23 protein-coding genes are annotated in these 25,354 nt (G+C 59.6%); 6 read left to right on the forward strand and 17 right to left on the reverse strand.

The genetic code is table 11. From position 1 onward, the window contains the following. Complete coding sequence (locus AB4N33_RS10720; RefSeq protein ID WP_476457248.1) at window positions 1-828, reverse strand: AraC family transcriptional regulator; 828 nt, start codon at window positions 826-828, stop codon at window positions 1-3. 131 nt (window positions 829-959) lie between these two features. Between AB4N33_RS10720 and AB4N33_RS10725 the strand changes: the two genes are divergently transcribed. The 3 genes from AB4N33_RS10725 to AB4N33_RS10735 all read left to right on the forward strand — a co-directional run bounded on the left by AB4N33_RS10725 (window position 960) and on the right by AB4N33_RS10735 (window position 3,422). Further along, a complete protein-coding gene (locus tag AB4N33_RS10725; RefSeq protein WP_476457249.1) occupies window positions 960-1,472 on the forward strand; it encodes a carboxymuconolactone decarboxylase family protein in 513 nt (170 codons plus the stop codon). A 30-nt stretch (window positions 1,473-1,502) separates the two neighbouring features. Continuing rightward, on the forward strand, window positions 1,503-1,757 hold the full coding sequence (gene grxC / locus AB4N33_RS10730) for a glutaredoxin 3 (RefSeq protein WP_460126372.1): 255 nt from the start codon (window positions 1,503-1,505) through the stop codon (window positions 1,755-1,757). Window positions 1,758-1,997: 240 nt separating this feature from the next. Continuing rightward, entirely contained in the window at window positions 1,998-3,422 is a 1,425-nt protein-coding gene (locus AB4N33_RS10735) for an undecaprenyl-phosphate glucose phosphotransferase (protein ID WP_460126374.1), read from the forward strand. Between the two features lie 60 nt (window positions 3,423-3,482). On the opposite strand, the gene AB4N33_RS10740 is transcribed toward AB4N33_RS10735, so the two are convergent. The 15 genes from AB4N33_RS10740 to AB4N33_RS10810 form a co-directional block, all read right to left on the reverse strand. Beyond that, a complete protein-coding gene (locus AB4N33_RS10740) occupies window positions 3,483-4,637 on the reverse strand; it encodes a glycosyltransferase 61 family protein (RefSeq protein ID WP_476457250.1) in 1,155 nt (384 codons plus the stop codon). Between the two features lie 13 nt (window positions 4,638-4,650). Beyond that, a complete protein-coding gene (locus tag AB4N33_RS10745) occupies window positions 4,651-5,835 on the reverse strand; it encodes a hypothetical protein (RefSeq protein WP_476457251.1) in 1,185 nt (394 codons plus the stop codon). A 310-nt stretch (window positions 5,836-6,145) separates the two neighbouring features. After that, entirely contained in the window at window positions 6,146-6,880 is a 735-nt protein-coding gene (locus AB4N33_RS10750) for a WecB/TagA/CpsF family glycosyltransferase (RefSeq protein WP_460126377.1), read from the reverse strand. Then, window positions 6,880-8,067 (reverse strand): glycosyltransferase family 2 protein, encoded by a 1,188-nt coding sequence (locus tag AB4N33_RS10755; RefSeq protein ID WP_476457252.1) that lies wholly within the window; start codon window positions 8,065-8,067, stop codon window positions 6,880-6,882. The genes AB4N33_RS10750 and AB4N33_RS10755 overlap by 1 nt, the downstream gene beginning before the upstream one ends. After that, window positions 8,064-9,266 carry a glycosyltransferase gene (locus AB4N33_RS10760; protein ID WP_476457253.1) on the reverse strand — a complete coding sequence of 401 codons (1,203 nt, stop codon included), beginning with the start codon at window positions 9,264-9,266 and terminating at the stop codon, window positions 8,064-8,066. The genes AB4N33_RS10755 and AB4N33_RS10760 overlap by 4 nt, the downstream gene beginning before the upstream one ends. Window positions 9,267-9,277: 11 nt before the next feature. Further along, entirely contained in the window at window positions 9,278-10,267 is a 990-nt protein-coding gene (locus AB4N33_RS10765) for a DUF535 family protein (RefSeq protein WP_476457254.1), read from the reverse strand. A gap of 7 nt (window positions 10,268-10,274) precedes the next feature. After that, entirely contained in the window at window positions 10,275-11,240 is a 966-nt protein-coding gene (locus tag AB4N33_RS10770; RefSeq protein ID WP_476458805.1) for a glycosyltransferase family 2 protein, read from the reverse strand. 43 nt (window positions 11,241-11,283) lie between these two features. Beyond that, window positions 11,284-11,808 carry a serine O-acetyltransferase gene (locus AB4N33_RS10775; protein WP_460126383.1) on the reverse strand — a complete coding sequence of 175 codons (525 nt, stop codon included), beginning with the start codon at window positions 11,806-11,808 and terminating at the stop codon, window positions 11,284-11,286. A gap of 8 nt (window positions 11,809-11,816) precedes the next feature. Further along, complete coding sequence (locus AB4N33_RS10780; protein ID WP_476457255.1) at window positions 11,817-12,773, reverse strand: glycosyltransferase family 2 protein; 957 nt, start codon at window positions 12,771-12,773, stop codon at window positions 11,817-11,819. Beyond that, entirely contained in the window at window positions 12,766-13,383 is a 618-nt protein-coding gene (locus tag AB4N33_RS10785; RefSeq protein WP_460126386.1) for an acyltransferase, read from the reverse strand. The genes AB4N33_RS10780 and AB4N33_RS10785 overlap by 8 nt, the downstream gene beginning before the upstream one ends. Before the next feature lie 111 nt (window positions 13,384-13,494). Next, window positions 13,495-14,880, reverse strand: a complete 1,386-nt coding sequence (locus AB4N33_RS10790) for an oligosaccharide flippase family protein (protein ID WP_460126388.1) — start codon at window positions 14,878-14,880, stop codon at window positions 13,495-13,497. Between the two features lie 83 nt (window positions 14,881-14,963). Next, the gene (locus tag AB4N33_RS10795; protein ID WP_476458806.1) at window positions 14,964-16,085 is read right to left on the reverse strand and encodes a glycosyltransferase family 4 protein; all 1,122 of its coding nucleotides are present in this window, start codon (window positions 16,083-16,085) and stop codon (window positions 14,964-14,966) included. A gap of 130 nt (window positions 16,086-16,215) precedes the next feature. Further along, window positions 16,216-17,658 carry an FAD-dependent oxidoreductase gene (locus tag AB4N33_RS10800; protein ID WP_460126389.1) on the reverse strand — a complete coding sequence of 481 codons (1,443 nt, stop codon included), beginning with the start codon at window positions 17,656-17,658 and terminating at the stop codon, window positions 16,216-16,218. Beyond that, the gene (locus tag AB4N33_RS10805; RefSeq protein WP_460139562.1) at window positions 17,655-17,849 is read right to left on the reverse strand and encodes a hypothetical protein; all 195 of its coding nucleotides are present in this window, start codon (window positions 17,847-17,849) and stop codon (window positions 17,655-17,657) included. Before AB4N33_RS10805 ends, AB4N33_RS10800 begins: the two co-directional genes overlap by 4 nt. Before the next feature lie 25 nt (window positions 17,850-17,874). After that, window positions 17,875-19,251, reverse strand: a complete 1,377-nt coding sequence (locus AB4N33_RS10810) for an oligosaccharide flippase family protein (protein WP_476457256.1) — start codon at window positions 19,249-19,251, stop codon at window positions 17,875-17,877. 99 nt (window positions 19,252-19,350) lie between these two features. Between AB4N33_RS10810 and AB4N33_RS10815 the strand changes: the two genes are divergently transcribed. From AB4N33_RS10815 to galE, 3 genes are read left to right on the forward strand one after another with little or no spacing between them, the layout of a single operon-like run. Next, window positions 19,351-20,877, forward strand: a complete 1,527-nt coding sequence (locus AB4N33_RS10815; RefSeq protein WP_476457257.1) for an O-antigen ligase family protein — start codon at window positions 19,351-19,353, stop codon at window positions 20,875-20,877. A 4-nt stretch (window positions 20,878-20,881) separates the two neighbouring features. Beyond that, window positions 20,882-23,494, forward strand: coding sequence for a cellulase family glycosylhydrolase (locus AB4N33_RS10820; RefSeq protein WP_476457258.1), 2,613 nt, complete (start codon window positions 20,882-20,884; stop codon window positions 23,492-23,494). A 46-nt stretch (window positions 23,495-23,540) separates the two neighbouring features. Next, entirely contained in the window at window positions 23,541-24,518 is a 978-nt protein-coding gene (gene galE, locus AB4N33_RS10825) for a UDP-glucose 4-epimerase GalE (RefSeq protein WP_476457259.1), read from the forward strand. A gap of 44 nt (window positions 24,519-24,562) precedes the next feature. On the opposite strand, the gene AB4N33_RS10830 is transcribed toward galE, so the two are convergent. After that, window positions 24,563-25,288, reverse strand: coding sequence for a CpsD/CapB family tyrosine-protein kinase (locus tag AB4N33_RS10830; RefSeq protein ID WP_460126748.1), 726 nt, complete (start codon window positions 25,286-25,288; stop codon window positions 24,563-24,565). Window positions 25,289-25,354 lie beyond the last annotated feature (66 nt).

Raw genomic sequence — 25,354 nt, forward strand, 5'->3', positions numbered from 1 at the left:
CTAGCGTCGCTTGCTGCCCTGCACCCACTCACGCGGGCTGACCCCGGTTTTGCGCCGGAATGCCCGAGACAGTGCCGATGGACTTTCATAGCCGACTTCATCGGCAATCAAGGCGATCGACTTACCCTCACGCAAACGCTTCTGCGCCAGGCTGACCCGCCAGCTCACCAGATAATCCACTGGCGTCTGCCCCACCGCTTGACGAAAGTGTTCAGCAAAGCTGGCCCTGGACATGTTGGCGGCTGCCGACAACTCGGCCACGGTCCAGGCCTTGGCCGGCGTATCGTGCATCAGGCTCAAGGCACGGGACAGCCGTGGATCGGCAAGGCCCGCCATCAAGCCCGGGGTTTGCTCGCGACTGCTCAGCAGGTGTCGCAGCAACTGGATCACCAGCACTTCGAAAAGGCGATCCATCATCGCTTCTCGCCCGCACAGTCCGTCGAAGGCCTCCTGGAACAACCAGTCCAGGGTGCCGGCCAAGGTCGGCAGGTCCTTGAGATCCAGCACCAGGTAATCGGGCAACGCCGCCCCCAGTGCATTGCCGGCGCCACCATCAAAATCCAGTGAAGCACACACCAGTTGCGTATCGGACGCGTCATCGGCAAACAGACGATGACGATAAGGCCTGGGAAAAAATATCAGTGTGGGAGTGTCCAGCAGCAGCTCGCGCTCATCGGCCAGTTTCAGCGTCAGCTCGCCGGCGCGCAGCAGATGCAGGTGTCCGCAGGCCTGTTCACCGTCGAACGCGGTGATGCCGCAGAATGTACCGCTGTGGAAGGTGCCGGCACTGACGCCGAAATGACTGAGCAAGGTCGACAAGCGATCCATGGAAGGACTCCCGACAACAAGTTTGGACGATCTGTTGTATATCCTCGACGATTTGCACCCAATACACCAGCCATGATCACTAACATGAATTCCGTACCCAGCGCATACCGCGCCCTTTACGGAGAAACATCATGAGCCGCATCAACACCCTGAGCCTCGAACACGCCACTGACGCTACCCGCCCGCTGCTGGAAGGCGTGCAGAAAAAAATCGGCTTCCTGCCGAACATGTTCAAGACGCTGATACACGCACCTGCCGTGTTGACATCCTACCTGCAACAGTCGGCAACCCTGGGCAAGACGTCACTGAGCGCCGTGGAAAAAGAGGTGATCGCCCTCGCCACTTCCCAGGTCAACGGCTGTGACTATTGCCTCAGCGCCCACTCGTTCTTTGCCGACAAAGCCGGGATGTCGGCGCAAGACATCGTCGCCGCACGCCATGGCCAATTGAATGCCGTTGCCATCCTCGCACGGCAGATCACCGAAAGCCGTGGCCGGTTGGCCAACGAACAGATTGAAGCGGCACGAGCTGCCGGCATCGACGACAGCAAAATCATTGAAGTGATCGCCCAGGTCGCCTTGATGACGCTGACCAACTACCTCAACAACGTGGCGCAGACCGAGATCGACTTTCCGGTCGCCTGAACCCTGTTACCCGATTGCGGAGTATTGCTGATGAACACTGTAACGCTCTACACCACCGACACCTGTCCGTATTGCCGCAACGCCAAGGCGTTGCTGGCCAGCCGAGGGGTGGTTGGCGAAGAAATAAATGTCCAGCGCGAACCTGGGAAGTTCGAGGAAATGCTCACCCGCAGCGGTGGACGGCGCAGCGTGCCGCAGATTTTTATCGGCGACATCCATGTCGGCGGGTTCGACGACCTGGCAAAACTGGATCGTCAGGGCAGCTTGCAGGCGATGCTCGCTTGACCTGCAGGTCACAGGCTTCATTTTTTGACAAGGATGTTGTATCAAACCGCAGCAATACCGTCGATGATTGCACAGTACTGCTAAAGTGATAGCACGCGTCTCCATCTTCCGTAATCTGTACATTGCGGGGATGGATGACGGGTGAAGTGGCTTGCCGGTGACGCCAGGACTCTCGAGGGGAGTCGACTGACCTGAATCTCGTCATTATCGAGCGCGAAGGAAAGCAAATGAGGTCCAAGCATGATTTTTGAACCTAACAACACCCGCTCCGTGCTCCAGCGTCGAAGCAGTACCAGTGCAGTGATTCAGGCAGGTCTGGATTGTGTTGCAGTCACCGGCGTTGCCTGGTTCCTGATCACCTATCACATCGGCTACATCACCCAAGACTACGTCATCATGCTGTTGTTGCTGCTTGGCGCATTGGCCGTGGTTTATGACCACTACGCCATTTACCGCAGCAACGTGGTGTTTACCATCAAGGCGTTCAAGCTTCTCAAGGCGTGGACCGCGACCTTCGGGTTCCTGGTGGCCATGGCATTCCTGACCAAGCAGAGCGAAGTCTATTCACGCTTGTTGATGGGCGAGCTCTTCGTCCTGGGCTATATCGCCCAGTTGCTGTTGCACCTGGCGACCCGGGAAATGCAGAAGAAATTCCTCGCCCACCCCACGCAACTGGAAAATGCCCTGATCATCGGCTCCGGCGAACTGGCCAACTACCTGCACAAGAAAATCAGTACCAACCCCTGGCTGGGCGAGCGCATCGTCGGCTGCGTGTTGATTGGCGCGGACGATGATCGAGGCAAGGAGCCCGCGAACGTCAAGCATCGCTTGTCGGTCCTCGGCGATATCTCGCACCTGGACGAACTGGTGGTCAAGCATTCCATCCGTACCGTTTATTTTGTCACGCCGCTGGGTGGATCCGAGGTGATCCAGGATGTGTACCTGAGACTGTTCGACAAACACATATCGGTTAACTGGGTGCCGGATATTTTTTCCCTGCGCCTGATCAACCACAGCGTTCGCGAGATTGCCGGCATTCCCGTACTGACCTTGTCGGAAACGCCGCTGATCGGCATGCGCCTGTTCCTCAAAAACCTTGAGGACAAAGTCCTGTCCTCCCTCATTTTGCTGATGGCTGCCCCGGTGCTGGCGCTGGTTGCCCTGGCGATCAAGCTCGACAGCCCGGGGCCGGTGTTTTTTCGCCAGGAGCGAATGGGTTGGAGCGGCGAGTCCTTTCGCATCTGGAAATTCCGCAGCATGGTGGTCCATCAACCCGCCGAGGGGACCATCAAGCAGGCACAAAAGAACGATCCACGGGTCACCCGGGTGGGCGCCTTCATCCGACGCACCAGCCTCGACGAACTGCCGCAGTTGTTTAACGTGTTGATGGGGGAAATGTCACTGGTGGGCCCTCGCCCCCACGCCATCGCGCATGACGTGCAGTACTCACCCGATGTCTCGGGTTACTTTGCCCGCCACAACATCAAACCCGGTATTACCGGCCTGGCGCAGGTGCGCGGGCTGCGAGGTGAGACCCGTGAAATCGACCAGATGATCCGCCGGGTCGATTCAGACATCGAGTACATCAACAACTGGTCGCTGTGGCTCGACTTCACCATCCTGGTGCGCACGCTGTTTGCGTTTACCGGCAAGCATGCCTATTGAGCGGACCACCACTTGATCGGTTCACGCGACCTGCGTGAACCGATCAAGTACCGAACGGCTTCAAAGGCTGCCATAGCGGTTCAATCCTTCATACGACGCCGGGAACAGTTCCAGTGTCCGCTCAACCTCGTCAGGATCGATCCTGAAACCATCCCCCTGCGCGATCCCCACCACGAACCCGAAGTTCTGATGGTCGCGGTCCGTGAGGTACTTGAAGAAACACAGGAAGCGATTTGGTGGCTGCAGTACCAGCAGCGAACCACCAGGCGACAGCACGTTGACCCCATGGATCAGATGACTGCCCTCGATGCCAACCACGGTTTTCGCGCCGGCGCAGGCCGCAACGATGGTCGGGACATCGCTGGTGGCGGGGTCGAGGATGCGAAAGCCCCACCGATCACGCAGGCGTTCAGCCACTTCCATCTCATTGCGCAACCGCCGCGAGGATCCGTGGCCGCCCCGTACGATGAATACTCCGGGATGCGTGTTGACGTTGACGTGTGAAAGCAATTGTTCACCCATCGCCCGGAAACGCCGGTGTTTATGCAAGTTCTGGCTCAGGTCGTTGAAAATCACCAGCTCGCGAAAAAACGCATTGCGCACCCGCACGGGACTCATCCCCAGCCACCGCTCGTAACCGGGTGCGTGCAGGATACCGTTGCGGGCGACGGATGCGTTGTCGGCAAAAGGAGCTGTTGTAACTGGAACACCCTCTTCGCAGGCCAGGCGATAGGTCAGGCAATCATCCATCAACCAGGTGCCAAACCATTTGTTGCCGCCGACGGTGCAATACAACGCCCCACGCTCGATCTCCTGGTCCACGCGGATCCCCGGCAGCCGGCCGGCACCCGGCGTGAGCCAGGATTTGGCGTTGTCCTTGTAAAGCGCGCCATCGATCATCCACACATCCTTGAGCAGAAAGCCCCGGGTTGCGCCGTGCTCAACCAGCCCGGTGCCTTCCATGGTCCGACGGGGGTGCTCGTTGGGATAAAACAACGCCTCTTCCCAACCGGTGACCCGCTCCAGTTGGTTGGGCAGGTAAAACGCTGGCGGTGCAATAGCGCTCGAGCCGGGCGCAATGTCCCAGGACTTGACCGCGAGGCTTTCCAGGGTCGCCGAGGGCTTGCGGGTCACTCGGGTATTGAACATGTATTTGTACGCAGCAAGGCTCCACTTCGATGGACTGCTGCCGGCCAACGCGTTTAACTGCAACATGTCCTCACCCCCTCTAACCGCGGCTATACCCAACGACCCTTTCAACGGGCGACTGTTCAGGCGACAAAACTGTTTCAAGGAGCGGGGGATCGTTCAGGTGACTGTATCGACTGCGCAAGATATCCAGCAGTTCTTCCCGTGGTGTATCTGGACAATGGAGGTAGACCCTGGATAACCCACCGAACCCCATTTCCCGATAACGAGTGGCAACTTGTGCATCACTCTTATCGCCAGGCACACCCAAGTGCAGTGTCAACTTTCCACTTTCAACTGCGAAGAGTGGCGTTTCCCAAAGAAACTCTGCAGCGCCCGCTTTCGGCAGGATTACAAACAAATAACCGTGATTACCCAGCGTATCGACATCACCACCGCGCCTTCTCTTCCACTCAAGAAGCCCGTCATCCGGACGGGCGAGGCAAGTTCCAATATCGTAGTAATCGAAGTTGTTTTCAATCGCCCATTCAAGTGCCATGAACGTGGTAATTGAATTAACTTCACGCAACTTTTTCTGATCACAAAACACGGTATCGGGATACCCGAACCGTACGGTGCTCCAATAACGTTTGCCCGCGCGGGTCACGGTGCAGCCAAGGTGGCAAGCGACGACCTCATCTTCCAACAGCACCAGATCGAGTCGTCCGGCGGTTTTTGCAACGCGATGCACCTCATGGGTTGCAATTTGCGAGGCCGCGGAACCATGCCTGGCGCTGGCATAGGGCTGCAGCATGTCACGGTCCGCGCTGGCGATGTCATCATCGTTCAACGCCTGTTGCATACGATAACGAGCACGATTCTTTCGCAGGTTTCGCCGCAGTTCGGCGTTGTATTGTCCGGCAATCTCATCAATAGAGCGGTTCAGCGGAACCACCGCACTGAGTAATTGCGGCACGTACAAGGCACCGGGGGTGGGCAGTTCAGTGACCAGCACGGTGTGCGCCGACTTTCGCAGCCGCATCCGGTTATCGGCACCTTGGGGCTTTGCGCCCAACAACACTTGCGCAAACGCTCGGCGTGTTTTCGTGCCCAGGTAAAGGATGTCGTGAGCGCTGTCTTCTCGTAGCTTGAATCGGACTACCTCCCACTGCCAGAAACAGGCCCGCGCGGCGATATCCTGAAACCAGGCGAGCATTTTTCGCAGTTCAAATCGCACCGATGGTGATAATAACTTGCGTAATATTTGCGCTGCTTTTTCTTTCATTTTTTCAATACACGTCAAATAAAGTTTATTCAGGTTTAAAACCCATAAACCCACTATTCGACATCAGCGCTCTACGACGTGCTGCAAAAACATGACATTACACGTCTTTGAATACATGCCAACTTTCCTTCTTGCGATAAACTCGCAACTCCCTCCGTGGACACCGGTTTTTGACGCCATTAAGTCGTCAACAACCCTTGTGAAGATAAAAGTTTTAGCACACCCGCCAAGTCGAAATACTAAGCAGAGTAAAGATGCAAGCCGAGTGTTTTGCAAGATATTTCAGAACTGTTACTTAGGCCGACTCCCCTCAAAAATCCTTGCTGAGAAAAGTCCGTAACAGGAACAGTGGGTTACCCACCACGTAACGGCTGAACAGGCGTTTCGGCTCGCTGATCAGCCTGAATACCCATTCACAACCGAGGCGGCGCATCCATTGCGGAGCGCGGGAAACCTTGCCTCCGAGAAAGTCCAGGATGGCCCCGCCGCATACAATCACGCAGGGCTCGCTGCTGGCCGCCAGCATGGCGGCGACGGCCTCCTGTTTGGGCATGCCCATGCCCAGCACAATCAGTTGCGGCTGATGTTTGACGGCCAGATCAACGTATTCCTGCATCGGCGCAAAACCATGGTGAGCCGAAACGACATTGACCGAAAACCTTGCTTCGCTTTGTCGTACCGCACTGGATAACCACGGTTCCTGTGTTCCCCAGAACGCCACCCGCCGCCCACTGTAAGCGGCCAGCAACTTCGGAATCAGATCGGTACCGTTCATGTTCAGCCCGGGCTCGGTACCCAGCCGGCGAAACAGGATAGTCATGCCGGAGCCATCACGCAGCAATACGTCGGCCGCCGACAGGGCCTGGTAGTAATCGTCGTTGCCCGTCACCAGGTTCATCGCATGGGCGTTGACGAAGCCGACAACCGTGGCCTTTTGCGGGTCGGACAAGCCTTCAATCAACGCTTGTTCATCGCTTGCATCGCCAACCACACGGATTTTGCGCACGATCGTTTGCCAGTGACGTTGCCAGCCCCAGGTGCTCATCAATGATCATCCCGTTTCGAACGCACCCACTCAACCTGGCGCTTGAGCAAAAAGCCGATATACAGGGGGATTTTCTTCAGTGCGTAAAGGGGGGCGTACATCAGCGCGGTGAACGAAATGATCGCCCGCCCGAATTGGCTCCATGCCAGCAGGATCGAGACGCCCAGCAGGACCATCCCCGCCGTGGCGATGGAGGCCGGCGCGCCAGGGCCACCCAACAGCACCACCAGCCATGCCAGAACGAACCCGGCCCCCAGCATGAGGGTCAACAACGCCAGCGGCGGAACCCACATATCCAGGGTCATCGCCAGCAGGTTCCAGTTTTTGCGGCGGATCGATTCGACGAACAACTTCGGTGCATCCCCCAGGATCACGCCCAGGTGACCATGCTCCCAGCGGGTTCGCTGGCTGGCCAGGCCTTCATCGGTACGGGGAAAGTAGCTGGTCACCAGCGCATCGGGGCAAAACAGCGGCGGCTTGCCACTGCGGCAGAAATCCAGGCCCATCTTCAGGTCTTCGACGATGTGGTTGCTGCCCAACTCGATCAGCGCCAGATCCTTCCAGACAAACGCCATGCCCGTGCCCATCAACGGGCAAGGCAGATTGAGCCATGCCCAGCCACGCGGGCGCACGCGGTTCTTCACGCACCAGGCAAATTCCGCCAGTTGCACCTTCAGCCCGGAACCTGTTGGCGCGTGCATCAGGTCGAGCGCCTGGGTCGGCCGCCCTGACTCGATGCAGCGGATGGCCAGACGTTCGATCGTGCCCTCCCCCAACTGGCAATCCGCGTCGATGACGACCATCACCTCAGGTGCATCGCTGGCCAGATGACGGGCGCCGAACTCCAGGGCAAAGCCCTTGCCGCGCTGCTGGTCGTCGCTGCGTTCAACCACCTCGGCACCGGCAGTACGGGCTACGGCGGCGGTGTCGTCGCTGCAGTTGTCGGCCACCACCAGCAGACGATCACCTGCCTGGAGCTGCGGCTTGATACTGTTGATCGTCGCGACGATCACCGAGGATTCATTGTGCGCCGGTACCAGCACCGCCACCCGTGGTCGCGGCCCTCGCAGGGGCTGATTCGAGCGCACCGGCAGGCAGGCCAGCAGCACCTGGACAAACAGCACCAGCACCGGCAACACGATGAGTAGCAACACCGCACTGAACAACCAACCGAGAAGTGTGATCATGCCTGAGCCTTGAATAATGCCGCCAGTTTGGCCGCTTCGGTGTCGATGTCGTGTCGCTGCAGCACACGCTGATACGCGGCTTCGCCCATCCTTTGCAACACCTCATCGGGTTGCATCAGACAATCTTCCAGCACGTCCGCTAACTCCTCCACGGCGCCTGCGGGAAACAGCCAACCGTTCTCACCGTGGCGCACCAGTTCGGGAATGCCCGCCACATAGGTCGTCAGCACGGGACGACGCAACGCCATCGCCTCCATGATGACCACCGGCAACCCCTCGGCGAAGCTTGGCAAGACCATGGCGCGCGCCGCCAGGATTTCCTCGCGCACTTGTTCACTGCTGATCCAGCCGGTGATGCGCACCTGTGCTTGAAGGCCGTGTTGCGCGATCAGGGTTTCGATTTGCCCGCGCATTTCACCGTCGCCGGCCAGGACCATTTCAAATGCCACGCCTTTCGCCGCCAGCAGGCGTGCAGCTTCCATCAGCAACAACTGGCCTTTCTGTTCACACAGACGCCCGACACAAACCAGGCGTGGCACGGCGGGGATCCGCACCGCCGGCACATCGTGGAACGCCCGCTCCAGCCCACAATGCACGACCTTCACCTTGGCCCAATGCCCATGGTCCACCCAGCGATACAACTGGCTGCGCCCGTATGAACTGATGGCAGCGACGAACGCCGAGCGCCGGACCTTTTCACCCAGGTGAATGAACTGCGCTTTGTCGAACTCCTCCGGACCGTGCACGGTGAAGCTGTACGTCGGGCCGCCCAGCGCGTTGGCCAGCATCACCACTTCAGTGGAGTTGGTGCCGAAGTGCGCATGCACGTGTTCTGCACCGAACGTTTGCAGCCAGGGCAGCATACGGCAGGCTTCAGCGAGGTAGATCAAGTGATACGGCCAGCCGCGATCGGCACGCCGACCCATGCGCAACGCCAGCCACAATGCCGAAAAGAATGCCCGTGGCCGGTGGCGCAGCACTTGCAGCACCGGTTTGAGCAGCGCCATGACCCCGCCCTGCAGGACATAAAGGGTTTTGTCCCGTTCGGACACGTCCTCGGCGTCCACCAATTCGGCATCCCAGCCCCGCAGGGCAATGCGCTGCACCTCGAACCCCTGGCGTTCCAACGCCAGGATCTCGCGACGAATGAAGCTATGGCTGACCTTGGGGTATTGATTGATGAAGTAAGCGATGCGCATAGGGACCGGGCTTAAAGATCGTTGGGAGTGACGGCGGCGGGCATGGCCACGGCTGCCTGTGTATCGGTGCGCGGGGCGGGACTGGCCGCACCGCTGCCGATCAATACGCTGTCGACTTTGTTGAACGTGCTTTCCAGCAACTCATAACGCCGGCGATACATGGCGCGTTTTTTCGCAGCAATGGTTTCCAGGGGCTTGATCGACGGCGCCATGGGGATCTCGAAAAAGTCTTCGCGATCAGAGGGCGTCGCCCCGTGCTCCAACCAGATCACATCGTAATTGGCCGCCAATTCCTGGGCCTTGGTTGCACCAAAATACGGATGGCGATGATGACGAAACTCATCCCCGACTGCGTAGAGCCTGTCGACGCCCAGCCTGACCGCCAGGTGCTTGATCACTTCAATCAGCAGGCTCCTGGGGCGCAGGCCTTCAAAAGCCTTGGTCAGATCCCGGTAGATTGCCAGGGACCTGTCACTGTCCACGCCTTTGTGAATCCCCTGGACAGCGCCAATGAACAGACAGACTCCGGCCTCGGTGCGCCCGAGCGTGAACGCCAGTGAGGCGATTCGCAGATCGTCCTGGAACAGGTTCAGCACCAATTCGCCTTCGCGCATGAACCATTTCGGTCGATCCATCACCAAGGCGCACTCGGCGGCCCACTCGGACAAGTCGCCCAACTTCAGGCTTTCATCGCGCCCGGACAACAGCAGTTGCGGGCAACGCTGGGTGACCACCTCGTAATGTGACGCGATCGCGCTCAGCCTTTGTTCGGCCTCCCAGCGCTTGCTGACATAAGGCCATTGAACGACGCCGAGGCAATCGGTGCCCAGGGTTTGCAAGCCATTCGCGCCCAGCGCCTTGACCATGCGTGACGAAAACAGCTCGAGGGCCGGCCGGTTTTTTGCCACCAGCCCAGGCACCTTGAGCTGGTTTTTGAACGCCCTCGGTGTGACCCCGGCATTGAGCTTCAGCAAGCTTTTGAGGGTGAGCCAATAATCCATGAACGCCTCACTTGTATTCGATCAAGGCCGACTTGCCGGCGCCGAATTTGCTCAATAGAAATTTGACCTGGCCCAGCATCTCGGGAAATTTCCCCAGCACCAGGAAAAACGCCAGCAGCCAGTTTTCCCGTGTCGAGCGGCCACCACGGCGAGCCAGGCGCGCCACCTGCAAGGGATAGATCAACAGGATCAACAACCCCGCCGCGCCCAGCAGCGAACAGGCAACCAGTGTCACCAGTGGCACGCCAAGGCCCCAAAACCAGGCACGCCGCGATTCACGTCGCCAATGCTGTTGCGCCGTCGCCCCATGCAGCGAGGCGCCCTCGGCAAACGCGTGGCCACCGCGCAAGGTGCGCTTCCACCACTGGCCAAAACGAGTCATGGCCGCATCGTGCAGGGTCATTTCCTCGTCCAGCCGCCAGACCAGCCAGCCCTTGGCCCGCAAGCGCACGCACAGCTCCGGCTCTTCGCCGGCAATCAGGGCCGAGCGGTATCCGGAGACGGCGGCAAAGGCATCCGCGCGCATCAGGGCATCGCCACCGCAGGCCTTGGCCTCGCCGATCGGCGTGTCCCATTCGATGTCACACATCAGGTTGTACACCGAGCGCTGGGGAAAGCGCTCACGGCGCCGGCCACACACCACCGCGACCTCGGGCCGCGCATCGAGAAACGCCTGTGCCCGGGGCAACCAACTGGCAACCACTTCGCAGTCGCCGTCGACAAACTGCACATGACGCAGGGTCGGCAGCAGCCTTTGCATGCAGGCAAACCCTTCATTGCGCGCACGGGCGGCGGTGAACGCAATCGTCATGTCCAGCTCGACCACCGCCACTCCGAGCGCCCGGGCCATTTGCACCGAACCATCGCTCGACCCGGAGTCAACGTAGACAATCTGCTGCGCTGCACCCACCAGTGATGCCAGGCAACGCTCCAGGCGCTGGCCTTCGTTGCGCCCGATGACCACGACCCCCATGTCATTGATCAAGGCGTTCACCAGGTCCGGCAAGCAAAAATGTTCATGAGCATTCCCTGGCCTGCGCTGGCTTGCGTTGTTTGATGATCGCGGGGACGCCCACGGCTACGCAGTCGTCCGGTACGTCGGTCAACACCACGGCATTGGCGCCGATGACCACGTTGTTACCGATGCGGATATTGCCCAGCACCTTCGCCCCGGAACCGATGTCGACGTTGTTGCCGATCACCGGCGCGATGGGCTCTTCGACATTCTTCAGGCCCACGACAACGCCATTGCGGATCCGGCAGTCGTCGCCGAACTGGGCGTAGCCGCTGATGACGATGCCACCGAAATGATCGATGACAAAGTTGCGCCCCACCGCCACTTCGCATGGCAACTCGATGCCCGTGACGATCTGCACCAGTTTGAACAGCACTTTGTAGATGAAGGAGAACAGCTTGCGTAACAGTGCCGGGCGTACGCCATAACGCCAGCGCCCGAAGCGATAAACCAGCATCACCCAGAACCCCTGGGCGCCCCAATCACCGCCGTAGGCACGTAAATCCGCGCGTATGTTGTCAAACATGAAAGGCTCTACCGTGTGGGTTGGGTGGCAAGTTTGGTATCACGCAGCAGTGCCCAGGTGACCCGTGCGTGCTCCCAGCACGCAGCCATGGCCGGACGGCCGCGGCCTTTAAGCAACGCCTTGAGCGCCAGGATCAGGTCTCCCGCGCACACCAGCGCCATATGCCAGGCCAGGCCCACCACGCCGTGGTGCTTGCGGAAATACAGCAGCTCGCTTTCGATTTGCAGCCTGGGGATTTGCCGGCTCGCCGCGTTGAGTTCGTCAACGGACTTGGCACTTTCACCGCCGATATGCACCACCGTCGTGTGCGGGTAGAAAATGACTTTCCAGCCCGCCTGCTTGACGCGTTTACAGTGATCCACTTCTTCGTAGTAAAGGAAGTAGCGCGGGTCGAACAGCCCGACGGTGTCGATCACCTCACGGCGGATCAGGTAATAACAGCCCGGCACCCAGTCGCATTCGCGGACCGAGGCATGATCCCACTGCAGGTCGTCGACTCGCCTGATCATCGGGAAAAAACGTTCCAGCCCCGTGCGTGAGAGAAAGACATTCAGGGGCGTCGGAAAATAACGGCAAGAGGGTTGCAGATCCCCTTCCCGGCCTTCCAGGCGCACGCCGAGGACGCCGCAATCGGGATGGGCCTCCATGTACTCGAGGGTCTTGCTCAAGGTGTCCGCAGCGACGAACGCGTCAGTGTTGAGCAGCAGCGCGTACTTGCCTTGAAGGTGTTCAACCAGTTGATTGTTGGCACGGCCGAACCCGACGTTGTTCTCGTTGGCCAACAGCAAGGCTTCGGGACAGACTGTCGCCAAACGCTCCAGCGAATCATCCACCGAGGCGTTATCCACCACCAGAAAGCGCGCAGGTTCGGCATTGGCGGGTTGGCGCAATGCGTTGAACATCGGCTGTAACAGGCCCGCCGTGTTGTAGTTGACCACCAGTACATCGAGGGGAGCACTAGCCATTGGATTTTTCACCGAAGAAATATTCGACGCGCATGGCTCGCAGCTTCAACTCCAGTTCCGGGTCGAACTCACCGTCACGCTCGCGGATCAGGTCCATCCACGGATAAGCGGCGCAGCGTTCCTGGGAATTTTTCAATAGCGTTTCCATCGTACAGATCACCCTGGCTGGATTTCCCCCCACGACCACCCCGGGTGGAACGTCCCGGAGCACCACGGCTCCCGCTGCCACGACGGAATCCGGACCAATCGTCACGCGCGGCAGGATGATCGCGCCATGACCGATAAAGCAGTTATCAAGGATGTCGATCGGGCCGACGGAATCGAGTTTGGTGCCGTAGCGCACGTTGAGCAGACCAACTGTCGCGTCGTGGCCGAACAGTGTGCAATCGGATAACCCGACGTTGTTGCCCAGGCGTACCAGCGTCGGGTCGGCGATATTGCAACCAAGATTGATCCACACGTTCTTGCCAATGGAGTGCAGCCCGCCCCAGCGAGCCATATGTATAGCCCATTGCAGGCCATCCGGTTGACAAAATCGCTTGTAGATCCAGGTTAAACGCCCCGTTCTCATGGCAATACAAGCAATCGCGCGTTTCAGTAGACCAATCATCCTGTCAGCCCCAAAAAACCAGTAAACATCTGCGCCAGGGTTCGGTTCACCCTGGTTCTCGATTCGTGTCCCTAAGCGTAGTCCCCACGCCGAAATCCGGCACGACTGTCGTCACACCCAGTCAAACCATTGGAACAGCCCCAGCAGCAACTGCCCGCACGCCCAACCGACCAGCACCATCGGCAAGACGATCAGTTCACGCCTGATGTCGAACAACCCCACCTTGCGATTGACATACGCCACCAGGAACAACGTCGGCAGCGCATGCAGGGCGACGCCCCAGATCGCGTATTCCACACCGCCAACGGCCAACAACAGCGGCAACAGCACCCACAACGAGACCGCGCGGATGATGTTGTCCATGGCCTGATACTTGGTCAGCCCAAGCGCCAGCCAGAGCTGGTGCGCCACGGCGAAGCGCCAGGTGAAAAACGACAACGAAAGAATCGCCAGCATATGGCCAGCGCCGGCATAACGCTCATCGTACAGAAAGTGGATCAGCAGCGGGCTGAGAACCCACGCCAAGCCACAGAGAAACAGCGAGATCAGGTCGAACATCAATTTGAAGCGGTCATATAACAGGTGCAGTCGCGCCGTGTCATTGACCCGAGCGGCCTCGCTGAATGCCGGTAGCGCCACGGCTCCAAGCAACCTTTGCATGCCCATTTGCAGGGCGCCCAGAAACAGCACGGCAATGGAATAGACGCCCAGCTCGCCGGCCGACATGCTGCCGCCGAACCAGATCCGGTCGCCATTCATGGCCAGTACGCCAACGGCGGAAGACAACAGCATCCAGCGACCGAAGCCCACCACTTCCTCGAGCGCACGACGCTCCCAGTGCAGGCGGTTGGGCGGCCCCGAAAACCATACGTGCCCCAGCAGCGTCATGACCAGGGCGGACACCAGGCCAGCCCCCACCAGCGACCAGATCGAGCGGGTGAAATAACCGATGACCAACATCGTCAACAGGCCGGCAATCTGCGAGGCAAACTCGGCGAGTACGACTTTTTTCTGCTGGAAGTCGCGCACCGCCACGTCGACCTTGGTCGACTGGAAGCCATAGATGATCGCGGACAAACCCGTCAGCGCCAGCACCAGAGGCAACTCGGGCGCGGCGTAGGTGGAATGTTCCGACCACATATGGATGTACTGGGCGAACCAGGCAACGCCGGCGATCAGCAGGGTAAAGGCAAAAAGGATGAAGCCGCGGATGATCTGTGCGGTCCATACGGTATTGAGGAATGCCGGATCGTTGCCACGCGGGCTCTGGATGATGTTCTGGCGAAAGCCGACATCGGACAGCAGGTGCAGCACCACCGACACGGTGGTGGCGATGACCATGATGCCGAACATTTCCGGCATCAGCAGGCGCGCCATGATCAGGTTGCCACCCAGGCGAATGCCTTGGGATGCCACCAGCGCCCCCAGATTCCACGCCCCGGCGAATATCGCTCGCCTGCGCAGGCTCAACGGTGGCGATACATCAGCTGGTGGCATCACTACAACCCCGGAATCAATGACACGAAAAGGTACTATAGTCGCCGTCAGCCATACCACTGGAATCTGGCAGGCACACCGGTTTACACCACGGAAGAGGCTGTTTTGGCCAGACGTTGCCCGGAGGATCGCTTTCCGACCGCCTTGACCAATGCCGCTTCAAACAGCTTCGCCGAGTGCTCCCAGGAGCTCGATGCCACGGTTTGATGGGCCGCCTCGGACACCGCGCGCCATTGCGAATCGTCCAGGGTCAGCAGGTGTTCGGCACCCGCCGTCAGCGCCTCGGTGTCATCAATGTCGGCCAGCACGCCGTTCTTGAAACAGGTGATGGCTTCCAGCGGCCAACCCGTGCGGGTCGACACCACGGGCGTGCGACAGGCCATGGCTTCCATCGCCGTCAGGTTGAAGCCTTCACTGCGGCTGGAGGCGAGCCAGACATCGCACTGGGTGTAGAGGTCGCGGATATGTTCCTGATCGGGCGCCAAATGAAACTCGACACTCGCCGGCAGTTCGAACGCCCCCGTGGGCGCAAAGCTGCCGAAGGAAATGACGCGCAGGTCCGGGATTTTCTTCTGGAGCGCGCTAATCACGTCGATCGTCACGTCGAGCCCCTTCAACGGGGTTTCGTGGTACAGGAAGCCAAGGGTCGGTCGCTGCTGACGGCCCCGCGGTGCCGCGAAGAACTGCTGGTGATCGACGCTGTTGGGCACCAGGTCGACATCCGCGTCACCGTACTCCACGCGCATCAGATCGGCCAGCCACCGGGAAATGGTGATTTTGTGCAGTGGCAACGTGTTATAGGTCGCGATGACCCGGTCGGTCGGGCAGAACGGAAAAATCTCGTGGCCCTGCACGAAATACACCTTTTCGCCCTTGGCCGGGCTGAGGTCGTTCACCCACTCGGCGGTTTCCCACCAGGTGGCGATGACCACATCGGCATCCGGGACATCCGACTCCACGATGGGTCGGTACTTTTCGATCACCCGGTGATCGAGGTCCATATCGTCCAGATAGGAAGGAATGACCGGTGTGACCAACCAGCCCTTGCCTGTCACGAAGCTCTTGATCTTTCTGCGCAGCGGAATCGCGGGATAAGGCAGGGAGACGAGTGTCACGTCGTGCCCGGCGTCGGCCAATGCCTGCGCGTAGATGGTCACCACGCGAATACCGCCGGACATGCTGGCCACACTCAGAACAAAAGTCACTTTCAACAGGCTATCTCCATTCCCCCTCCGGAAAACCAGAGGCTGGCTACCAAATTCCGATGCACATCCAGCCAGGTGAGCCGTGATCGAGCCACCCTGACGAGCACCAGCCAGAAAATCCAATCAAGCGCTAACTTATACTATTAATGTGCTCCGCCAGTCTTAGTGTCAGTTGTAACAGCGGCATGGTCGGATTGCTCGCACCGCCGGTCGCAAAAACGCTGCTGCCGGCGATATGGAGATTCTCGACGCCGAACACTTTGCAGTTCTCGTCGACCACGCCGAATTCCGGCGCCGTGGCCATCCGTGTGGTCCCCATGTGATGCGCATGGGGGTTGAGCTTCAATGGCACGGTTTCGTCATAGACGCACTGCTCCAGCTTGACCAGGCCCAGGCCGGTATCGGCGAAACACTTGGCCATTTCCAGGCCAATGGACTTTACGGTGTCACGGTCTGCAGGGCCCAGTTCCCAATGCACGGTCGCCTTGCGCATGCCCAAGGCATCCCGCTCGGGCACCAGCGAGACGCGGCTATTGAGGTTGGGAAACTGTTCGATCAGCGTGCCAATGACGCCGTCGCCCGGGCAATCGAACTTGGTGATGAATTCGATTTTCTGCTCTACACCAACATCGCAGATCAGGTTCTCGAAGAAGCTCTTGATGGCCGCCATTCGCCCGTAGGTTTTGACTTCGGAGACCAGCGAGATCGCCACGTTGCCCTTGCCGGCCTTGTGCTGCGAGACGAAGGTATCGGTGGTGAAGTACTCCCGGGAATCCTTGCCCTGCCCGTCCTTGAGAATGAAGGTGCCGAGCTCGACGTTCAGGTGTTCCATGAAACATTTGCCGACCAGGCCGCCCTCGCTGACGATTCCGCCCACGGCCAGGGACTCGCTGTTGAGCAGTTGCCGGGCATTCTCGATCGCGCCGGTGGCCAGGATGAATTGCCTGGCCTTGACCCGTTCACGATGCTGCTCGTAGTCCGCGACAACGATCGTCTCGATCCGCCCGGTGTTGCTGTTGAATTCGAGATCAACGCAGTTGCAGTTGATGAAGACATCAAGCCCTTCGGTGTCATTGAGCTCCTTGGCGTACTTCTTGGCAAAACGCGTCGGCGGGCTGAGCAGGAATCGATCCGCTACAAAGTCGGCGCCGTCCAGGGACGGGTTGATCGCCTTGAAGCTGGCATTGGGCACCAGGTCGACAATCGCCATTGCCTGCGCCAGGTGGCGCTCCATTTCGGAAAATGCGATCGGCCAACCGGGCAGGCGCACCGGCGGGCCGGTATTGAAGTCGGACGCCTCGAAGGGACGGCAGCGCCCCGACCAATGATTGGACGTCCCCCCCAGATAACGCAGGCGGGTTTCCTCTGCATAGACCTCAAGTCCAGTGGAGGGACACTGGTAAAGGCTCTGCGAGTTTTGCGAATACTCGTGCCCGCCGCCCTCGAGCAGTAACACCTGTCGGCCATTGACCGCCAGCTGCAAGGCCAGGGTAATGCCCGCCGGCCCCGCACCGATGATGCAGATGTCGTAGAAGTCGCGCAGCTCTTTTTGCGTTTGATAGTCTTTGATCATGTTTGCGCTGGCTGAAAGTGCTGGGCAGGCAGCACCCATCCATTGATAACGATGTACCCGGACTTGACTGCGGAAGGCCGGGCGACGGTTTCGGAACATCCAAAGGCCAACACTCCCAGGCTCAACAGCGCAAACACCTGGAGGAAGTCCCTGCGATCCATCGCAGAAGTACTCAAATCAAGTTCATTCATGATTCAAAGCTCCCCGACATCAAGATCAAAACCAATCAGCAATCCCCAACACCATTTGCCCGCAAACAACCCCCACCAACACCATGGGCAGGACGATCAGCTCACGCCTGAGATCGAACAAGCCCACCTTGCGATTCACGTAGACCACCAGGAACACCGTCGGCAAGGCGTGCAGAGCGACCCCCCAGATGGCCAGATGCACGCCGCCAATGGACAACAGCAGCGGTAGCAACACCCACAACGACACCGCGCGGATGATGTTGTCCATGGCCTGGTACTTGGTCAGCCCCAGCGCCAGCCAGACCTGATGCGCCACCGCAAAACGCCAGGTGAAAAACGACAGCGAAAGCACCGACAGCATGTGGCCGGCTTCGGCATAGCGCTCATCATACAAAATGTTGATGAGCAACGGGCTGATGACCCAGAACAACCCGCAGATGAACAACGAAACCAGATCGAATATCAATTTGAAGCGATCATACAAAAGGTGCAACCGTGCCGTGTCGTTGACCCGGGAGGCCTCGCTGAATGCCGGTAGCGCCACCGCTCCGAGCAACCGCGCCATGCCCAGTTGCAACGCCCCCAGTATCAGCACGGCAATTGAAAAGACCCCCAGTTCATTGGCCGACATGCTGCCACCGAACCAGATCCGGTCGCCGTTCATGGCCAGCACGCCAACCGCCGAGGACAACAGCATCCAGCGGCCGAACACCACGACTTCGGCAAGCGCCTCACGATCCCAGTGTAGACGGTTGGGCTTGCCCGGAAACCAGAAGTGCCCCAGCAGCGTCATGGCCAGGGCGGCGACCAGGCCAGAACCTACCAGCGCCCAGATCGACCGGGTGAAATAGCCGATGACCAACATGGTCAGCAGGCCCGCCAACTGCGAAATGAACTCGGCGAGCACGACTTTTTTCTGCTGGAAGTCGCGCACGGCGACATCGACCTTGGTCGACTGGAATCCGTAGATGATCGCCGAAAATCCGGTGACGGCCAGTACCAGTGGCAGTTGCGGCGAGGCGTAGGTCGACTGGTCCGGCCACAGGTGCAGAAGCTGGGTGAACCAGGAACAGCCGGCAATCAACAGGGTGAAGGCGAAAAGAATGAACCCGCGGATGATCTGCACCGTCCACACGGTATTGAGAAAGGCCGGATCGTCGCCCCGAGGACTCTGGATGATGTTCTGCCGAAAGCCGACATCGGACAGCAGGTGCAGCACCACCGAAACGGTGGTGGCGATGACCATGATGCCGAACATTTCAGGCATCAACAGGCGGGCCATGATCAGGTTGCCGCCCAGGCGGATGGCCTGGGACGTGATCAGCGCCCCCAAATTCCATGCCCCGGCAAAGATGGCTCGCCTGCGAAGGCTCAACGTTGGCGAGATATCAGCTGGTGGCATCAGAACAACCCCGGACTCAACTCCCTAAAAACGTACTATAGTCGCACTTTGCCATTCTACTAGTATCTGTCATTCACCCACCGGTAAGCCTGACTCTCCATGCCTGAGCACTTTCGCGCGTTAGTTGTCATTCTGGTTCTAGCCGGTGTCGTTTTTTACATGGCACGCCGGCCCGCAAGCGACCTGATCCCAGCCAAGGACTTCACCCGTCGACGCAACCTGTGGTTCGTGCTGACCGTCCTGGCATTCGTTTCCCATAGCTTCTGGATCTACGTGGCCGTGACCACGATCCTTCTGACCGTGGCGAGAAAGCGCGAACACAACCCCGTGGCGCTGTTCTTCATCCTGGCGTTCTTGGTGCCGCCCGCTCAGGCGCGAATCCCCGGCTTCGGCCTGATGAACTACTTTTTCGACCTCAACTACGTGCGCCTGCTGTCTCTGTGCGTGCTGCTGCCGGCGTTTTTGGCACTGCGTCGGCAAAGCGACACCCAAGGTTTCGGTCGCACCTGGCCTGACAAATTCCTCGCCGTCTACCTGGTCCTGACCAGCCTGCTTCTGTTGCGCGAAACCACCGTCACCGACACCATGCGCCAGACGCTCTACCAGTTCACCGACGTTTTCCTGCCGTATTACGTGGCCAGCCGTGCCCTGAAGAATATCAATGACTTCAAGGACGCCCTGCTCGGTTTTGTCCTCGCCGCGATGGTCATGTCGCTGATCGGCTTTTTCGAGTTTGCCCGTGGTTGGTTGCTCTACAGCGCATTGATCGGCGCCATGGGCATGCAATGGGAAATGTCCAGCTACTTGAGTCGCGGCGGCCTGCTGCGCGCCAGCGTCACCACCGGCCAGGCCATCGCGCTGGGACTGGTGATCAGCGCGGCGCTCGGTTTCTACCTGTATTTGCAACAAAGCGTGCGCAGCAAGCTGCAACGGCGTCTGGGCGCCCTGTTGCTCGCCGGCGGACTGTTCGCGCCGCTGTCCCGGGGCCCGTGGATGGGGGCGTTGGCCATGTTCCTGGTGTACATCGCCACCGGCGAGAAAGTGATCAAGCGCATGATTCTGCTGGGATGCGCCGGGGTACTCTCCCTCCCCGCACTGACCCTCGTGCCGGGTGGGCAGAAGGTCCTCGACCTGCTGCCCTTCATCGGCACGGTGGAGGTGGAGAACATCACTTACCGTGAACGCCTGATCGACAACTCCCTCCTGGTGATCCAGCGCAACCCGCTGCTGGGCACCTTCGATTACCGCAAGGCCCCAGAGATGCAGGTCATGATCCAGGGCGAGGGCATCATTGATATCGTCAACACTTACATCGGCGTCGCACTGTCCTATGGACTGGTCGGATTGACCGTGTTCGTCGCCTTTTTTGCCACCGTACTGTTCGGCATCCGCAAGTCCATGCGTTCGTTCCCCGACAAGGATGATGAAGGGCGCAGGCTCGGCCGGGCGCTGTTCGCGACACTGGCCGGCATCATGGTGACCATTTTCACCGTCAGCAGCATCACGATCATTCCAGTGGTGTACTGGTCGGTGGCCGGGCTGGGCGTTGCCTACGTCCGAATGGTGCGCAATCTCAAGCAAACCGCGCCCGCCGTCACGGCCAGTGCCCACCTCCAACTCCGGTAACCCCATGGCTCACATTGCTCGCCGCATCCGCTTGCTGCTTCCGGTTGTCTTGTCTGTCGTTTTTCTGCCACTGAGCGCCGGGGCGTCGGACTGGGTGGCCAATGTCGATGAAAAAAGTGGCTTGCCCGCGCTGACGCAAGGGGGCAGCCCTGCCCTGGCGTCCTCATTCGTGTTTTTCGAGGCCAATTATGGCTGGACGGGGTTCCCGACCCAATTCACCACCCAGGCGCCCTACAGCTACAGCCTGATCGGGCAGAACCCGACCCTCGACTTTGATCTCAAAGCCAACATCCGCAAGGAAGGCGAACAGCAACTGAGCTGGGACGTCACCCTTGATGCACACAGCGCAAAGCCGAACGTCATCGGCGGAGGCTTCGTGTTCAACTTCGACCCGGCGCTGTTCCAGGGCGATATGGGTAAGCCGAAGTTGCTCGATGGCAACAAGGGCTGGGCCTGGGGCAATGCCCAGGGCCGACGCATCGAGATGCGCTTTGAGCCGGCGCTGGCGGATGTCTTTGTCGAACCGGGCGATGGGTCTGAAGTGAGGGCGTTTTTCTACAAAAACTCCATCAAGCCCGGCCAGCAGCATTTCAAGGCGACCTTGAGCATCTCAGGCGACGTGGCCCTTGCTCCGACCACGAGCGAGCGATTCGGCCTGGTCGATCCGAAAACCTGGCCAACCGACAAGATCGACTGGCAAACCTCACCGGTCGACCTGTCATTCCTCAATGCCAACGAAAAACCCGCCGGCAAGCGCGGCTTCGTCAAGGCTTCCGGCGAGCAACTGATGTTCGCCGACAACACCCCGGCGCGCTTCTGGGGCACCAACATGTCAGCCTATTCGCTGTACGACACCGCCGAAGAAGACATCAAGCGCCAGGCCAGGCGTCTGTCGGCACTGGGCATCAACCTCGTGCGCCTGCACCACCATGACTCCCCCTGGGTCAGCCCGAACGTCTTCGGCAAGGCGCCCAACGCGGACACCCAACAACCCAGTCCGGCGTCGCTGAAACAGCTCGACCTGTGGATCAAGTACCTGAAAGACGAAGGTATTTATGTGTGGCTCGACATGCACGTCGAACGGGCCTTCACTGCCAGGGACAATATCTACGGTTTCGAAGAGCTGCCAAAGGATGAGCACGGCAACGCGGGACTCAAGGGTTACAACTACGTCAACATCACCATTCAACAGGCGATGAAGCGCTTTACCGCCGCTTACATGAACCACGTCAACAGTTACACAGGCCTCGCCTACAAGGACGATCCGGCGATCGCCGCCGTGCTGATCACCAACGAGAACGACATCACCAACCACTTCGGCAATATCCTGCTGGGCGACAAGGATGTGCCCAAGCACAGCAAGGTCTACATGGCCGAGGCCGAGGCGTTTGCCAGGCAGCACAACCTGTCCTCGAGCCAGACCTGGCGCGCCTGGGAATACGGTGCCTCGAAGATGTTCCTCAATGACCTGGAACGTCGTTTCAACGTCGACATGATCCAGCACCTGCGCGACCTTGGCGTGAAAGTGCCCATCGCCACAACCAACAGCTGGGGTGGCGACGGTCTCGTGGCGCTGCCGGCCCTGACTTCCGGCGATGTCATCGATGCCCACAGCTACGGCGGCCTCGGCCAGTTGGAGAAAAACCCGCTGACCAGCCCCGGCATCATCAACTGGATTGGCGCCGCCCAGGTCAGCGGCAAACCGCTGACCGTCACTGAGTGGAACAGCGAACCTTTCCCCACGCCCGACCGCCACGCCGTGCCGCTCTATCTGGCGGGCACCGCCAGTTACCAGGGTTGGGACGCGATGATGCAGTATGCCTATAGCCAGGAGGGTCTCTCCGGAACGTGGAGGACGGTCGGCAACTGGAACCTCTATAACGACCCGGCATTGCTGTCCACCTTTCCCGCCGCCGCCCTGCTTTACCGGCGCGGCGATGTTGCCGAGGCGAAGACCACGTATGCCTTCGCGCCGACGCCGGACACGCTGTTCGGCCAGGCCATTACACCGAGCAACTCGGCACTGCTGCGCACCGCCATGGAGAAAGGCAAGTTGCAGATCGTCATGCCACAAACACCGGCTCTGCCCTGGCTGACAACCGGTTCGACGGCGAACAACGCCAAGGTGTTTGCCGATCCCAACCAGTCGCTGCTGGACGCCAATGCCAGCGAATCCACCTCCGACACCGGCGAACTGAAGCGCAACTGGAAACGCGGTGTGTACACGATCAATACGCCGCGCACCCAGGCCGCTTCCGGCTGGATTGGCGGCGAGTCGATCAACCTCGACAACATCCAGGTCAATGCCAAAACCGCCAACGCCAGCGTGGTGGTGCAGAGCCTGAACGACACGCCCCTGGGCCAGTCCGCAGATTTGATGATTTCCCTGGGCGCACGCGCCATTGCGAACGAGGAAGAGCGACCGCCCTACTTCGTCGAACCACTGGCCGGCACGTTGACCATTGAGGCACCGCCAGGGCTGACCCTGTTCACCCAAGGCGTACTGGCGCAGTTGAAGAAGCTGCCCGCCACCTACGCCGATGGGCGCTACACGCTCAAGCTCGAAGGGCTGCAAACCGCCAACTGGTTGTTTTTAAGGAAAAGTGCCACGCGTTGATGGCACAATCCGCGTTTACACAGCAACACTCGTCCAGGAGGACAGAATGAATTTTCTGGTGGTTGGCGGCGCCGGCTACATTGGCTCGCACATGGTCAAACAGCTGCAACGCGCCGGGCACGAGCTGGTGGTTGCCGACAACTTTTCCACGGGCTACCGCAGTGCGCTGATGGGCGCGAAACTCGTGGAACTGGATATCGCTGACGCAAAGGCTCTCGACCACCTGTTCGCATCGCAGCGCTTTGATGCGGTGTTTCACTTCGCCTCTTTCATCCAGGTGGGTGAATCCGTCAGCGAACCGGCCAAGTATTATGAAAACAACCTGGCCGCCACCCTGACTCTGCTGCAAGCCATGGTCCGCGCCAACGTCAGGCACTTCATCTTTTCCTCGACCGCCGCCGTCTACGGCGACCCAGTGTATGTTCCCATGGACGAAGAGCATCCGAAGGCGGCGATCAACCCTTATGGGCGCAGTAAATGGATGGTCGAGCAGATGCTCGAGGATTTCGATCGCGCCTACGGGCTCAAGTCGGTTTGCCTGCGCTATTTCAACGCCGCCGGCGCGGACCCCGAAGGTCAGTTGGGCGAACGCCATGAGCCGGAAACCCATTTGCTGCCGTTGATCCTGCAGGCGGCGTCCGGACGGCGCACCACCATCACGGTGTACGGTCGTGACTACGACACACCTGACGGCACCTGCATCCGCGATTATGTTCATGTCAGTGACCTGGTCGTCGCGCATGCCCTGGCCGTGGATTACCTTCGGGCGGGCGGTGCGAGCACGGCCTTCAACCTCGGCAATGGCCTGGGGTTTTCGGTGCAGCAAGTGATAGACACCGCACGCCGGGTCACCGGGCAGCAGATCTGTGTGAGTGAAGCGCCACGCCGTGCCGGTGATCCGCCACGCCTGGTCGCCGACCCGAAAAAGGCCAATGAAATACTCGGCTGGCAACCGCAGTTCGCATCACTTGAACAGATCGTTACGCACGCCTGGGCGTGGGAGCAGAAGCACCCCTGGCAGTGATCATCGGCGCCCTCGCGTAACGCGCGGCGCCGATAAGCATCACTTCAGTAGTAAGTGCGGTTTTGCGGCTCGGCCTTGTTCAGCACCGTACCGATGAGATTGGCGCCGTCCAGGTGATGGAGGCTTTCCTCGATTTCCTTGTTACTGTTGACGCCGTTGGCCACCACCAACAGCACACAGTCGAATTTCGGGAGGACGGTGATCACGTCATCCGAACTCAGGACCGGCGGCAAGTCGAAAATCACGATACGCGAGTCGTAACGTTCGCGCAGATCGACGATCAGATTGCTCACCTCGGGCGACGACAGCACCTCGGTGGACAAGGGAATTGGCTCTCGCGTGGGCAAGACCACAAAACGCGGCAACGTCGGATTGACCAGCACATCATGCAGTTCAGCCTGGTTGCTCAGCAGCTCATTGAGCGACTTCTCCATCGACAACCCCAGGCAGGAACCCACCTTGGGACGACGCAGGTCGAAGTCCACCAGCAACGCAGTCTTGGTAGTGTGATGGGCGATACTCATGGCCAGGTTGATCGCCAGTACCGTCTTGCCGGCCTCCGGCGTCGGCGAGGTGATGGCCAGGGTGCGCCAGCCATTTTCATCCATGGCTTTAAGGACCTGCGTACGCAGCAGGTCGAACGCGCCACCCATGTTCGAGTTCTTGTTGTAAGCAACAATGCGGTTGCGCTCCAGATGGTCGTACCGCAGAGGCACCACCCTGGTCTGTACATAACTGAGCGCATTGAGCCCCGAACCGGTCGGTGTCATGGCCTTTGACGAGGCGGGTTGCTCGGCCTTGTCGGCATCGGGCTTGAGAATGTCCATCGCTGTCTT

This window comes from Pseudomonas sp. S1_E05, from assembly GCF_056337105.1.